This is a genomic window from Mesorhizobium sp. B283B1A, from assembly GCF_020165735.1.
In the GTDB taxonomy this organism is placed as follows: domain Bacteria; phylum Pseudomonadota; class Alphaproteobacteria; order Rhizobiales; family Rhizobiaceae; genus Mesorhizobium; species Mesorhizobium opportunistum.
In genome coordinates this window covers 55,540-68,782 of sequence record NZ_JAIUIQ010000020.1, presented here as the reverse complement: position 1 = coordinate 68,782, position 13,243 = coordinate 55,540, and the positions used below count along the sequence as shown (strand labels likewise).

11 protein-coding genes, 1 tRNA gene and 2 pseudogenes are annotated in these 13,243 nt (G+C 63.1%); 5 read left to right on the top strand and 9 right to left on the bottom strand.

The annotated features are described in order from the left end of the window. The first annotated feature begins 156 nt into the window (after window positions 1-156). Entirely contained in the window at window positions 157-864 is a 708-nt protein-coding gene (locus LB577_RS18585) for an SDR family NAD(P)-dependent oxidoreductase (RefSeq protein ID WP_023767470.1), read from the top strand. On the opposite strand, the gene LB577_RS18580 is transcribed toward LB577_RS18585, so the two are convergent. From LB577_RS18580 to aroA, 4 genes are all read right to left on the bottom strand, one after another. After that, a complete protein-coding gene (locus LB577_RS18580) occupies window positions 849-2,717 on the bottom strand; it encodes a hypothetical protein (RefSeq protein ID WP_224687799.1) in 1,869 nt (622 codons plus the stop codon). The two genes, LB577_RS18585 and LB577_RS18580, sit on opposite strands and share 16 nt — an antisense overlap. 133 nt (window positions 2,718-2,850) lie before the next feature. After that, on the bottom strand, window positions 2,851-4,548 hold the full coding sequence (rpsA, locus tag LB577_RS18575; protein ID WP_013891536.1) for a 30S ribosomal protein S1: 1,698 nt from the start codon (window positions 4,546-4,548) through the stop codon (window positions 2,851-2,853). 206 nt (window positions 4,549-4,754) lie between these two features. Further along, the gene (gene cmk, locus LB577_RS18570; protein WP_224687798.1) at window positions 4,755-5,405 is read right to left on the bottom strand and encodes a (d)CMP kinase; all 651 of its coding nucleotides are present in this window, start codon (window positions 5,403-5,405) and stop codon (window positions 4,755-4,757) included. A 242-nt stretch (window positions 5,406-5,647) separates the two neighbouring features. Further along, window positions 5,648-7,006 carry a 3-phosphoshikimate 1-carboxyvinyltransferase gene (gene aroA / locus LB577_RS18565; protein ID WP_224687797.1) on the bottom strand — a complete coding sequence of 453 codons (1,359 nt, stop codon included), beginning with the start codon at window positions 7,004-7,006 and terminating at the stop codon, window positions 5,648-5,650. Between the two features lie 206 nt (window positions 7,007-7,212). Here aroA and LB577_RS18560 point away from each other — a divergent pair, with 206 nt between their 5' ends. Beyond that, window positions 7,213-7,599, top strand: coding sequence for a TIGR02300 family protein (locus LB577_RS18560; RefSeq protein ID WP_023767474.1), 387 nt, complete (start codon window positions 7,213-7,215; stop codon window positions 7,597-7,599). 172 nt (window positions 7,600-7,771) lie between these two features. Further along, window positions 7,772-7,847 (top strand) — tRNA-Ala (locus LB577_RS18555). 280 nt (window positions 7,848-8,127) lie between these two features. Here LB577_RS18555 and LB577_RS18550 read toward each other — a convergent pair. The 3 genes and pseudogenes from LB577_RS18550 to LB577_RS18540 form a co-directional block, all read right to left on the bottom strand. Further along, window positions 8,128-8,367, bottom strand: a complete 240-nt coding sequence (locus tag LB577_RS18550) for a hypothetical protein (protein ID WP_023767476.1) — start codon at window positions 8,365-8,367, stop codon at window positions 8,128-8,130. A gap of 128 nt (window positions 8,368-8,495) precedes the next feature. Continuing rightward, a complete protein-coding gene (locus LB577_RS18545; protein WP_318013509.1) occupies window positions 8,496-9,224 on the bottom strand; it encodes a Crp/Fnr family transcriptional regulator in 729 nt (242 codons plus the stop codon). A 115-nt stretch (window positions 9,225-9,339) separates the two neighbouring features. Next, window positions 9,340-9,632 (bottom strand): annotated as a pseudogene (locus LB577_RS18540) (enolase C-terminal domain-like protein); the annotation flags it as partial. 279 nt (window positions 9,633-9,911) lie between these two features. Here LB577_RS18540 and LB577_RS18535 point away from each other — a divergent pair. Then, window positions 9,912-10,397, top strand: coding sequence for a hypothetical protein (locus tag LB577_RS18535; protein ID WP_023775862.1), 486 nt, complete (start codon window positions 9,912-9,914; stop codon window positions 10,395-10,397). Between the two features lie 79 nt (window positions 10,398-10,476). Here LB577_RS18535 and LB577_RS18530 read toward each other — a convergent pair. Then, window positions 10,477-10,707 (bottom strand): annotated as a pseudogene (locus LB577_RS18530) (FAD-dependent oxidoreductase); the annotation flags it as partial. A 94-nt stretch (window positions 10,708-10,801) separates the two neighbouring features. Further along, the gene (locus LB577_RS18525; protein WP_224687844.1) at window positions 10,802-11,461 is read right to left on the bottom strand and encodes a TetR/AcrR family transcriptional regulator; all 660 of its coding nucleotides are present in this window, start codon (window positions 11,459-11,461) and stop codon (window positions 10,802-10,804) included. A 281-nt stretch (window positions 11,462-11,742) separates the two neighbouring features. On the opposite strand from LB577_RS18525, the gene LB577_RS18520 reads away from it, so the two are divergent. Then, window positions 11,743-13,182 carry an aldehyde dehydrogenase family protein gene (locus LB577_RS18520; RefSeq protein WP_224687795.1) on the top strand — a complete coding sequence of 480 codons (1,440 nt, stop codon included), beginning with the start codon at window positions 11,743-11,745 and terminating at the stop codon, window positions 13,180-13,182. Window positions 13,183-13,243: the final 61 nt, after the last annotated feature.

Genomic DNA, 13,243 nt, shown 5'->3' with positions numbered 1-13,243 from the left:
CGGCGGCTCTGCCTGTCGCGCGGCTGCCTGACGCATGCAAAGACGTGACGGCTGCCATGTCGATATATCAATTGAGTGATCGCCCGAAAGGCGCGACGCTTCGCGTCGGGCGGCAACAAGCGACAAAATCATAAAAAACGACAGGAGCGGTCCAGGATGACGGAAACACTTAAGGGCAGGCATATCGTTGTGACCGGCGGAACCGGCGCGCTCGGTGGCGCGGTGGTCGGCAGGCTGCTGGAGCAAGGTGCGATCTGCCACGTGCCGAACGCGCACGCCGCGGCACCCCAGCATTTTCCTTTCGCCGCGCACGAGAACGTCATGCTGGCACACAATGTCGACCTGTCGGACTCCGCCAAGGTCGAGGCCTTCTATGCTCAGGTTCCCGCCTTGTGGGGATCGGTCCATCTGGCCGGCGGCTTTGCCGCGGCGCCGGTGGAAAAGATCGAATCGGCGTCCTTTGCCGAGATGATGGACACCAACGCCCGCACCACCTTCCTGTGCAGCCGCGCGGCCATCCGCTCGATGCTGGAGTCAGGCACCGCCGGCCGCATCGTCAATGTCACCGCGCGCGCCGGGCTCGACCTCAGGCGCGGTGCCGGCATGGTTGCCTACGCGGCCAGCAAGGCAGCCGTCGCGGCGATGACGGTGGCGATGGCGGAGGAACTCAAGGCCGAGGGTATCCTGGTCAATGCCGTGGCGCCGTCGACGCTCGACACGCCGGCGAACCGTGCCGATATGCCGGACGCCGATTTCACCAGATGGGTCAGCCTCGAAGCCGCGGCCGAGGCCATCGCCTACCTGGCCTCACCCGCCAATCAGGCGATGAGCGGAACGCTGGTGCCGCTCTACGGCCGGGCCTGAACCGCGAGCGTCGAAGCCGGGCACACGGCATCCGATCCATCGGCATTGCGATAGCTGTAGATCCGCAGCGGCGATGAAGCGGCTGTGGGGCACTCGCGCAACCATGCCGGCGGCCGGCCTTCAATCAACCCCGCCGCGAATGGATAGGCGGCTTCCAGCGCCGGCAAAGCCGGGCCTCGCCAGGCGCAAATCGCGACATGCGTTGCCTTGGTGGCATCGAGTATCGCGCGTGGGTCGGCGGTCGCCGGATCAAGAAAACGGTAGCTTCGTTCGATTCCCTTGGCCGACGGATGATTGGCGATCGTCACCACCTTGGGACCTTCGGCAAGGGCGACAAAATGCGAGCCGATCAGCGGTGGAGACAGAACGACGGCGTTCGATGGCCAACCCTGTTGCGGCTCAAAACGGCTGGAATAGCAGCTATCGGCGAATTCGGCGGCGGGGACCGCCGCTTCGGACGTCTTTACCGACAGATGGTACAGCGCCATTGCGCCGGACAAGACGAGACCGGGCAGGATCAACGCGTATTTCCGCGATGCCGCCGGCACCGAAGATTTCAAATAGCGCCCCAAACTAGCATCTGGCGGCAGGAGGCTCGCCAGGGCGAAGATGAGGCCGATGCCGGAAAAAACCGGAAGGTAGCGGAAGTAGCGGACATAGCCGATCGCAAGCACCAGCGATAACAGCGAGAACAGCGCCAATATCACGAGAGGCCGGCATCGACCGTGCGGCCCGGCGCAGAGGACGGTTGGCGCGAGCGCGCCGACAAACAGCAGCGCCATGCTGGGAAAGCCAGCCGACAGGACGAAATCAGGGCGCCGGAACAGACTCAGTTCCTGAAGAATTCTGTTGATCATGTTGTCGCGAACATAGGCGTCGAGCGAGGCATAGGGGCTGGCCAGGCATTGCGGAAACAACACGGCCAGCGCCGCGGCACTTGCCGCCGCGAACCCCAGCAGGATTGCCGTGCGCATGGGCCATCCTCCACGCCGGCCGGCAAGCAAAGGCACGACGGCAAATGAAAGCCCGGCCGCGACCAGCGCCGTCACGTGCGGCGTTGAATAGCTGTCGCATCTGACCGCGGTATAGGCGGAGGGCGGCACGATCGCCGCGAACAGGCCGATCGCCCCGGCGGCCAAGGCGAGGCCGAAACCGACGATCCGGCTTTCACCGCCTTCGCGGTCAAAGATCCAGTCGAAAGCGTACACCGCGATCACCAGCGCATAGAACGGCGCGAACTCGGCGCTGACGGCGATTGACAGGGCCGCCAGCAGCCCGTTGAAGAAGGCGGAAAAGCGATTTCGCGACATCATCAACACCAGCGCTGCCAGAAGCAGCAGGATTTGCAGATTGTGATAGTCGATCCGTCCCGGGGCGAATTCGAAGAAGGTGCGCGCGGCAAAGATCAGCGCCAACGGGAATGCAACGGCCGGATAGGCAAAGCCGGTGGCGATCACCAGCCGGTTGTAGAAATAGAGCGCCGGCGCAAGCAGCAGCAGCGGGACGGCGAAGCTTGCCAGCATCAGAGCCGGCTCGAAGCCGGCGAACGGGGTGACCAGCCGCGCGAAGGCGGCATAGGGCAAGTCCACGATCCATGGCCAGTGCGAGACATAGGGCTCGGGCTGGACGATACCGGGCAGCGTCCGGTCGAAGATATTGCCCGTCTCAAGCAAAGTACGGATTTCGTGGAGCTTGAGCAGATCGTCCGCGTCATTGTTGAGCCTGAAGCCCAGGCTCCAAAGGGCGGTCATCAGGATCGCCATTGCGCAAAAGCAGAACAGGACAGGCGCGTTGGTGTAAAGACGCAGCAACCAGGAAGGTCGCGCGGCGGCATTGTTGGCGCCATTGCTCATGGAAGGTATTCCCTTGGACCACTGGCAAATACGCGACGAAGTTTATGTTCCCGTAAAGAAAAGACCCGCCGGATCGCTCCGGCGGGTCTTTTTGTGAGGTCGCACGCGAGGCGTGCCGTCGATGGTTGACGCCTTAGTTGCCCTGCTTCTTCAGCGCGGCACCCAGGATGTCGCCCAGCGAAGCGCCGGAGTCGGTCGAGCCGTACTGAGCGACGGCTTCCTTCTCTTCGGCGATTTCCAGCGCCTTGATCGAGACCTGCAGCTTGCGGGTCTTCTTGTCGAAGGCGATGACGCGGGCATCGACCTTCTGGCCGACGGTGAAGCGCTCGGGGCGCTGCTCGTCGCGGTCGCGGCTGAGGTCGGAACGCTTGATGAAGGTCTCGATGCCGCTTTCGACAAGCCGCACTTCCAGACCGCCATCCTTGACGCCGATCACCTCGCAGGTGACGACGGCGTTCTTGCGCAGTTCGCCGCTGTTGGCCGCTTCGCCGACCGTATCCTTGGCCAGCTGCTTGATGCCGAGCGAGATGCGCTCCTTGTCGATGTCGACGTCGAGCACCTGCGCCTTGACCATGTCGCCGCGATTGTACTCTTCGATGACCTGCTCGCCCGGACGGGTCCAGTCGAGATCGGACAGGTGCACCATGCCGTCCACGTCGCCTTCCAGGCCGATGAACAGGCCGAACTCGGTCTTGTTCTTGACCTCGCCCTCGACCTGGCTGCCGACCGGATGGCTAGAGGCGAACGCCTGCCACGGATTCTCAAGCGTCTGCTTGAGGCCGAGCGAGATGCGGCGCTTGGCCGGATCGACCTCGAGCACCACGACGTCGACTTCCTGCGTCGTCGACAGGATCTTGCCGGGGTGCACGTTCTTCTTGGTCCACGACATTTCCGAAACGTGGATGAGGCCTTCGATGCCCGGCTCCAGCTCTACGAACGCGCCGTAGTCGGTGATGTTGGTGACGGTACCCTTGATCTTCTTGCCGATCGGGAACTTGGTGCCGATCTCGGACCACGGATCGCTCTCGAGCTGCTTCATGCCGAGCGAGATGCGGTGGGTTTCCTGGTTGATGCGGATGATCTGCACCTTGACCGTCTGACCGATGTTGAGGATTTCGGTCGGATGGTTGACGCGGCGCCATGCCATGTCGGTGACATGCAGCAGGCCATCGATGCCTCCGAGGTCGACGAACGCACCGTAATCGGTGATGTTCTTGACGACGCCTTCGACAACCTGGCCCTCTTCGAGGTTCTGCACGATTTCCGAACGCTGTTCGGCGCGGCTTTCCTCGAGCACGGTGCGGCGCGAGACCACGATGTTGCCGCGGCGGCGATCCATCTTGAGGATCTCGAAGGGCTGCGGGTTGTGCATCAGCGGGGAGACGTCGCGGATCGGGCGGATATCGACCTGGCTGCGCGGCAGGAAGGCCACGGCGCCGTCGAGGTCGACGGTGAAGCCGCCCTTGACCTGGTTGAAGATGACGCCTTCGACGCGCTCACCCTTGGTGAACTTCTCTTCGAGACGGACCCAGCTCTCTTCGCGGCGGGCCTTCTCACGCGAAAGCATCGCTTCGCCAAGCGCGTTCTCGATGCGCTCGACATAGACTTCGACGGTATCACCGACCTTGAGGGTGGTGTCCTTGCCCTTGACGCCGAATTCCTTCAGCGGCACGCGGCCTTCGACCTTGAGGCCGACGTCGATGATGGCCATGTCCTTTTCGATCGCGGTGATCGTGCCCTTGACGACCTGGCCTTCGCCGGAATGGCCGGCGGTAAATGATTCTTCGAGCAGGCTCGCGAAATCATCGCGAGTGGGATTTGCAGCTGACATATTTTCTCCTGGAGTGTCCCGCATCTGAAGCGGGACGGGCGCCGTGGGTTAGCGTTGCGTTGGCCTGCCGGCGTTCCGGGCTAAAAAAGCCCTGGGCCGCTTTTCAAGCGGCAATTCCGGCGCATGAAGAATGCTGGCAGGCTGGTTCGTGCCCGATATGGGTATTTTCTGCGCTTCCGGCAACGGAAAACGAGGGAAAACCCGGATCAGGCTTTATTTCTCTTGGCCAGCACGTCGTCGATGACAGTCATGGCCGCGAGAAACGCGGCTTCTATAGCCATTTCGCTGGTATCAAGCAAGTGCGCGTCGGTGGCCGGCTTCAAGGGCGAGTCGGCACGGCCCATGTCGCGCTCGTCGCGGCGCTCGATGTCGGCGAGGATTTCGGTGAAATTGGCGGTGCCGCCGATGCTCTCGATCTCCGCCAGCCGGCGCCTTGCGCGTACTTCGGCGCTTGCCGTGACATAGAGTTTGATGTCGGCGTCGGGACAGACGACGGTGCCGATGTCACGCCCGTCGAGCACCGCGCCCGGCGGCGTCTTGGCGAACGCGCGCTGCTTTTCCACCAGGATGCGCCGCACGGTCGGGAACACCGCGACCTTCGAGGCAGCCTCGCCGACCGCATGCGCCGACAAAACCGCGCGGTCAAGCGTCGCCAGATCGACCTGGCGCGCGGCGGTTTCGGCAGCCGAGACATTGTCGAGCGGCAGGCCGAGCCGCAGCAGCGCATGGGCCACCGCGCGGTAGGTGAGGCCAGTGTCGAGCAGGTTCAGCCGGTAATGGTCGGCCAGTCGCCGGGCCAGCGTGCCCTTGCCGGCGCCGGCGGGTCCATCGATGGCGATGGTGAAGACGTGTGTCATTGGCGGGCCAACAAAAGGGTTGAGCGCCGCGATCCTTCACGCCCCCCTCTGTCCTGCCGGACATCTCCCCCACGAGGGGGGAGATCGCCTATGATCGCGGCCTTCACCAATTGTCCACGTTGCAGAATTGAACGGGGCGCCCAAGCTGCCAATCTCCCCCCTTGTGGGGGAGATGTCCGGCAGGACAGAGGGGGGCGCTGTCCCGGCGACATCTCTGCTTGCTTCGCGCTTGCCATCAACCTTTACCCTATTTCCGCGCCCAGTTCCTTCATCAGCCCCATGAATTCCGGGAAACTCGTCGCGATCATCGCCTGGTCGTCGATCGTCACCGGCTTTTCCGTCGCCAGGCCCATCACCAGGAAGCTCATGGCGATGCGGTGATCGAGATGGGTCTGCACCGTCGTATCCAACCCGTTGGGATGGCCGCCCAGCCCCCTTCCGCCCGGCTTGCCGCGTACCGCGAGCGAAGCCTCGCCCTCGGTGCAGTCGACGCCGTTGAGCTTCAGCCCGTTGGCCACCGCCGACAGTCGGTCGGATTCCTTCACCCGCAGTTCCTCCAGCCCCTGCATCAGCGTCTCGCCCTCGGCAAAGCTCGCCGCGACCGCCAGCACCGGATACTCGTCGATCATCGACGGCGCCCGCTCGGGCGGCACGGTGACGCCCTTGAGCTCGGAATAACGCACACGCAGGTCGGCGACATCCTCGCCGCCGGCATTGCGCGGGTTGAGGATTTCGATGTTGCCGCCCATCTCCTGCAGCGTCAGCAGAAGGCCGGTGCGGGTCGGGTTCATCAGTACGTTTTCGATTGTGATGTCGGAACCCGGCACGATCAGTGCCGCCACCAGCGGGAAGCCGGCCGAGGACGGGTCGCCCGGCACCGCGATCGTCTGGCCGTTAAGCTTGCCTTGGCCTTCGATGAAGATGTGGCGCACGCCGCGCTCGTCGGTTTCGACCGACAGATTGGCGCCAAACCCCTTCAGCATCTTTTCGGTGTGGTCGCGTGTCATCACCGGCTCGATCACCGTGGTGATGCCGGGCGTGTTGAGGCCGGCGAGCAGCACCGCCGACTTCACCTGCGCCGAGGCCATCGGCACGCGGTAGGTGATCGGGGCGGCGTGCTTGGGTCCATGCAGCGTGATCGGCATGCGATCGCCTGGCGTCGCCTTCAACACCTGCACGCCCATCTGGCGCAGCGGTTCAAGCACGCGGCCCATCGGCCGGCCCGACAGAGAGGCGTCGCCGATAAAGGTGGTTTCCATGTCATAGGTGCCGACGAGGCCCATGGTCAGTCGCGAGCCGGTCCCCGCATTGCCGAAATCGAGCGGGCCTTCCGGCTGCAGCAGCGCGCCGTTGCCGGTGCCGCGGATCACCCACTCGGTGCCGCGCTTTTCGATATGCGCGCCCATTGCCTTCATGGCCGCACCGGTGCGCATCACGTCTTCGCCTTCGAGCAGGCCGGTGATGCGGGTCTCGCCGGAGGCGAGGCCGCCGAACATGAAGGAGCGGTGCGAAATCGATTTGTCTCCCGGCACCCGTGCGGTGCCGGAAAGGGCTGACGATTTGCGGGCGGTGGCCGGCTTGGCAGCGGCGGCGTGAGACATGGAATTTCCCTGGACGCAGTGCCGGCGGGCCGGCGCTTTTCATTTGTTGCGGCGGTCTCGTATCACGGCGGGGCGAAATGGTCATCCCCATGGCCGTCACTTGGCGCGAGGCCTTTCAGGACTTGGTTTTGTGACGCCGGCTTTTCGCTTTGACAGCGCCCCAAACTGTGGTTAAGGGGACCACTCTTTTATTGACGAGGCTTGCCGTGGCAAAAAACGAACTTGGCACAAAGCGTATCGACCCTGAGACGGGTCGAAAATTCTACGACCTGAACAAGGACCCGATCGTCTCGCCCTATACGGGCAAGACCTATCCGCGTTCCTATTTCGAGGAAGGCAAGATCGCCGCCCTCGAGGAGGAAGAGGAAGTGGCCGAGAAGGAAGTGGACGCCGAGGACGAAGAGGGCGTTGAAGTCGTCTCGCTCGAAGAGGCTGACGAGGACGCCAAGGGCGACGATCTGCCCGATCTCGGCGACGATGAGGATGTCGAGCTGGGCGACGACGAGGATGACACCTTCCTTGCCGACGAAGAGGAAGAAGACGACGACGTCGCCGACATGATCGGCGTCGGCGACGACGACGACGAGGTCTGATCGGCCTGGAATGCAAGTGTTTGCAGGCTTTCTCGGCCTGTGAACAAAAAGCCGGAACTCAAGGCTTGATATCTGGGAAAGGCGGGGTTAGAAGCCGCCTGCACTAACGGCGCGGTGTTCCAACCCGCGCCGGATCTCTTCGCCGGCAACGGCGCCGGTTGACTCCGGAAGTGGGGCCATAGCTCAGTTGGGAGAGCGCTTGAATGGCATTCAAGAGGTCGTCGGTTCGATTCCGATTGGCTCCACCAGTCACCTTCTAGGCCGCTGATTTTCCGATCGGTTTCCGATCCGGCCAGGATCCTCCCGCATCGAAATCGATCGCAAATCCAGCGCCGATCGCGCTTCGCGCAATGAGATCGTCAAGTTCCCAATCGGTAAGTTCGCAAAGCGGAAACACGCGCCTCACGGCGCGGTTCACCTCGGATATCGAAATGCTCGTGCTCTCGACATTGTCGATCAGGTGCCGGACGATCGCCAGTCGGACGTCCGACAAGGTTGGCGTCTCCACGGGCGCGGACATCAACGGGCCTACGAATGGAGCCGTGGTGCTTTGGCCCTTCTTGCGTCGAAGGCGACGGGCACGCCATGAACGAAGGATGCGGCCGCCACCAATTCCTCCAACTCGCGGTCGGTGGCCTTGCATGCCGGCATCAGTGTTCGGATGGCAAGGATCGCCTGTGCGATGGAGAGAAACCGGGTCCTTCCCCTGGAAAGGACATAGGCTTCGGCGGCTTTTTCAACAGTGATGGTGCGAAACGAATTGGTCATGAAGAATTCCTCCCTGAAACCCTGACCAGCCCGACTTTATGGCACGAATTCGACCGCCTTCAAGCCTATGTCCGATAGCGGACAGTCGCTGCGAACCGCCCAAAACTGCATATGCTTTTGGGCATGCTTCAGGCAGCGGCCAGGCCGAAGTAACGCTGCTCCTCCTCGCCGTAAGCACCGTGTGTGAGCTTTATCAATCCGGCGCGGTCGACGATCGTTATCTCGCCGCGCTTGGCGTGCACCAGTCCTCGATATTCAAGCATTTGCAGGGCCGTGGTGACCCCGGGACGGTGGGCGCCGAGCATGGTCGCCAGAAATTCATGCGTCAGGTAGATCTTGTCTCCTTCGGCGCGGTCATGGATCATCAGCAGCCAGCGGGCCAGGCGTTCCTCGATTTTCGAATGACCATTGACCAGTGCCGTTCGCGACGATTGCACAAGGAATGCGTGGGCATAGTCCAGCACTGACGTGCGAAGCGACGGGCTTTCCGCAATCGCAGGGCGAAGGTTTTCAACCGGCAGGCGCCACCCATTGCCCGCGACCTGGATATAGGTCTCGTTGGCAGTGCTTTCCTGTCCGAGAATGACGGCAATTCCTGTCATCCCGTCATAGCCGATAATGCCGACTTCACTTTGCCGCCCGCCGGTCATGGTGGCGACCACCGACGCGATGCCCCTCTCGGGAAAGTATACGTTCTTGATCGGCTGATGCGCGACCTCCAACTGGTCCCTGATGTCCAGTTCGACGTGATGCAGCGATGGCCGCAAAAGCGCGAAGTCCTGCGAGGAGAGGGCCTTCAGCACCTGGTTGCGAAAGAGGGATTGGGGCAAGGCTCTCTCCCATACGGGCAAGAGCACACACCTCTCACTGTCGGACGCATCCGAAGAACTGGCGGCCGATGCCCAAGCATAGGCCTTAAATTAGCGATTGCAAAGAAATAGCTGACCTGCCGAGACCGGCGATCTAATCTCTTCACCACTCTGCGAAGGAGCCGTCCTTGTGGCGCCAGATCGGATTGCGCCAGCGATGGCCTTCCTTGGCGCGCTCCTTGACTCTTCGTCGATCTCGACGCCCAGGCCCGGGCCGTCGGGAATGGCGACATAGCCGTCCTCGTAGCGAAAGACGTCCTTGTTGGCGGCATAGTCGAGCAGGTCGTTGCCGGCGTTGTAATGGATGCCGAGGCTCTGCTCCTGGATGAAGCTATTGTAGCTGACCGCGTCGAGCTGCAGGCAGGCGGCGAGCGCGATCGGCCCCAGCGGGCAGTGGGGCGGCCTTCACCCTGCCGACCGCCGTCTACGCCACCGACAAGGATTTCACCGACGGCGTGCTGCGCTCCGAGGCGATCCTGAAGCGCGCCGCGCAGGCCGTGGTCGAAGTCGGCTTCGTGCTGGCGAACCGCTCGGCGGGCAGGGTCGCCGCCGAATAGCCTCTCGTCATCGGCTTGCGCAGAGGTCGAAATCGGCGTCCCGGGTAAGCTCGCTTACCCGCAGTTTACGACCGCCGGCTACAACGTTCCTGTCTGATTCGTCTGGGACAGGAACATCATGAGCAAAGCCCTCATATCCTTCGCGCTGGTCGCTGTGCTGACGGCCTTGCTCATGGCGTTGAGCCTTGCGGTGGCCAGGCACGGCTATCCCTATGGGGCGATCGGCGTCAGGCGTCTCGACGGCATTGCCGATGCCGGGACGTTCATTCCGCTGGCCGCCGTCTACTTCTTCACCGCGCTGCTGATGATGATCCTGCCGATCCGTGCGGCCAGCATCGTGCTGACCCATGCCGCCGACGCGATCTTCTGGACAGTGATCGTGCTGCTTGCCACCATTGTCGGTGGTCTTCTTGCAAGATGGGCCTTCGGCCAGGGCAGCGCCCTGCTGGCATTATTGAACTGGCGGTTCCTGTTTGCCGTGGTCGTCATCGGCTGTCACTTCGTCATGAACGAGCTGCGCCGCAACGTGCTGCTGCGCAGCCTGTTCTTCGTGGTCTTCGCCGCCGCGATGCTGGCCTGCCTGTTCTGGTCCTTCACGCTCTAGCTTCCGGCCGCGACGTGGCCTGCTCCATCCACGTCCAGAGGTAGGCGGCAAGACCGCGGTCGACATGGATACGCAGCTTGCTTCGGCCGGTGTTGCCGCCGCCGATCCAGCCCTTTTCCAGCACGGCCACTCGGGCGATGTTGTGGTTCTTGGCCAGGTAATAGGCCGTAGCCAGCCCGTGTTCGCCGCCGCCAATGACGATTGCGTCATAGGCCGGCTTGGGCTCGGGCGAGCGCCAGGCCTGCTTCCAACCGGTCTGGCCGGCCACGCCTTCCTTGAAGAGCGATAACGCGGAATAGCGTCTGGTCATGGTGCGGCGGACAAGCCTGATTTCTCAGGGAAGCGTAGTGGCATTGTACATATATGTCTAGTTTGCGTGCCGGCTTTGTACACAACGACTGGCGTTAGCGTTTGCGTGCCATCGTCTCCACCACATAATGCGAGAAATCCTCGACATCCTTGGTCGTGGGTTCCTGGCCGGTAAAGCTGCGCAGGTACGAAGCGACGTGAGGCAAACGGCTGCTCATCGGCTCGTCGAGTTCGAGCGAGTAATAGCCGATCTGCATGAAGTAGAGGATGCGGGCACGAACGAATGCGTCCTCCTCGTCATAACCATGACTCATGAACATGTCGCGGATGGCGTTGACGCGTTCCTCGTCGGCTTCGTCGAGCGCGCGCCGGATTGCCGGCGAACGGCGCGCCCAGGCCCGGATCGCGAAATCCAGCCGGGGATCGAACAGCCTTTCGTCGACCCAGCATTCGAAGATGCTCATCACCCCGCGGACCGCGGTGGCGGAAGGCCGCCTGGCGCGCTCGACGATGAATTTCGTGTTGGTCTGCCGCCAATGATCCAGCAGCTGGTCGAGGAGATCCTGCCGGCTCCTGAAATACCAGTAGAAGCTCGAGCGCGAGACGTCGAGCTGCTGGCCCAGCGTCAGCACGCGGACGCGCTCGACACCATCAGAGATCAGTGTTTCAAGCGCAAGCTTCAGCCAGTCTTCACGAGTGGCCTTGACGTTGCCGGTGGCGCCGGTGCGCTGGATCGTCGTTTCGAGTGCCGCCATCGCACGACGCATGACACGCCGCACCGGCCAAATCAAGCTCATGGACACTACTGTACAGGGCGATTCATCGGGGCGTGGATGACGCCGCGTGGTTATTAGCCGGATTGGTTTTCGGAATGCACCGCACCATCAGCGCGGAGACAAGCCTGGGCATTTTTGTCGCGGCGTCTCGGCCAGTGCGTGCTTTCCCGCAAGGCAATTGTCTGGCAAATACCAATTCAGACGGATGCCGCCGCGCGGCCAGCAGCCAAGCCAGCAGCCAAGGCAAGGAAGGCAAGATCATGAACGTATTTCGCAAGAACCTCATCGATGGCGAGTGGGTCGGCGACGCCGGCTCCCGCAACATCAACCCCTCGGATACCGGCGATGTGGTCGGCGAATATGCCTCGGCTGGCGTCGAACAGGCCGGCCAGGCAATCGCCGCGGCCAAGGCGGCGTTTCCGGCATGGTCCCGCTCCGGTCCGCTGGCACGCCATGCGGTGCTGAAGAAGACCGCGGACGAGATCATGGCCCGCAAGGACGAGATCGGCCGCAATCTGGCGCGCGAGGAGGGTAAGACGCTAGCCGAAGGCATTGGCGAGACCATTCGCGCCGCCCAGATATTCGATTTCTTCGCCGGCGAGACATTGCGCCTGTCCGGAGAAATGGTGCCAAGCGTGCGCCCGGGCGTCGGCGTCGAGATCACCCGCGAAGCGGTCGGCGTGGTCGGCATCATCACGCCTTGGAATTTCCCGATCGCCATTCCGGCCTGGAAGATCGCGCCCGCTTTGGCCCACGGCAACACCATCGTCTTCAAGCCGGCGGAACTCGTTCCCGAAAGCGCCTGGTCCCTCGTCGACATCCTGCATCGCGCCGGCCTGCCCAAGGGCGTGCTCAACCTCGTCATGGGCAAGGGCTCGGTGGTCGGCCAGGCCATGCTCGACAGCCCCGATGTCAACGCCATCACCTTCACCGGCTCGGTCGGCACGGGAAAACGCGTCGCCGCCGCCAGCGTCGAGCACATGCGCAAGTTCCAGCTCGAAATGGGCGGCAAGAACCCGCTGGTCGTGCTCGACGATGCCGATCTCGCGGTCGCCGTCGATTGCGCGCTCAACGGCGCCTTCTTCTCGACCGGCCAGCGCTGCACGGCCTCGTCCAGGCTGATCGTGACCGACGCCATCCACGATCGTTTCGTCGACGCGCTCAAGGACCGGATGGGCAAGCTGGTCATCGGCGATGCGCTCGACGCGCAGACCCAGATCGGCCCCGTCGTCGACGCCACTCAGCTGAAGCAGGACGAGGATTACATCGCCGTCGGTGTCAGGGAAGGCGCGACCCTCGCCTTCGGCGGCGAACGGCTCGACCGCAAGACGCCGGGCTTCTTCCTGCGCCCGGCGCTGCTGACCGAGGCCACCAATGCCATGCGCTCTTCGCGCGAGGAGATCTTTGGCCCTGTCGCCAGCGTCATCCGCGTCAAGGATTATGACGAGGCGCTTGCCGTCGCCAACGACACGCCCTTCGGGCTGACGTCGGGCATCTGCACGTCGAGCCTGAAGCACGCGACCCACTTCAAGCGCAACTCCGAAGCCGGCATGGTGATGGTCAATCTGCCGACGGCGGGCGTCGACTTCCACGTTCCCTTCGGCGGCCGCAAGGGCTCGAGTTTCGGCCCGCGCGAACAGGGCCGCTATGCCATGGAGTTCTACACCACGGTGAAGACCGCCTACACGTTTGCAGGCTGATCGGGCGCAAGGTGGTCGGCGCCGGCCGGTCGGGCCGGCGAGCGGTCACGCAGCTCAAGAA

Coding starts and splice junctions, on each gene's coding strand:
- LB577_RS18535 (WP_023775862.1), top strand. CDS start 9,912: ATGAGCAAAGCCCTCATATCCTTCGCGCTGGTCGCTGTGCTGACGGCC.
- cmk (WP_224687798.1), bottom strand. CDS start 5,405: ATGACACACGTCTTCACCATCGCCATCGATGGACCCGCCGGCGCCGGC.
- rpsA (WP_013891536.1), bottom strand. CDS start 4,548: ATGTCAGCTGCAAATCCCACTCGCGATGATTTCGCGAGCCTGCTCGAA.
- aroA (WP_224687797.1), bottom strand. CDS start 7,006: ATGTCTCACGCCGCCGCTGCCAAGCCGGCCACCGCCCGCAAATCGTCA.
- LB577_RS18550 (WP_023767476.1), bottom strand. CDS start 8,367: ATGACCAATTCGTTTCGCACCATCACTGTTGAAAAAGCCGCCGAAGCC.
- LB577_RS18580 (WP_224687799.1), bottom strand. CDS start 2,717: ATGAGCAATGGCGCCAACAATGCCGCCGCGCGACCTTCCTGGTTGCTG.
- LB577_RS18585 (WP_023767470.1), top strand. CDS start 157: ATGACGGAAACACTTAAGGGCAGGCATATCGTTGTGACCGGCGGAACC.
- LB577_RS18525 (WP_224687844.1), bottom strand. CDS start 11,461: ATGGCGGCACTCGAAACGACGATCCAGCGCACCGGCGCCACCGGCAAC.
- LB577_RS18520 (WP_224687795.1), top strand. CDS start 11,743: ATGAACGTATTTCGCAAGAACCTCATCGATGGCGAGTGGGTCGGCGAC.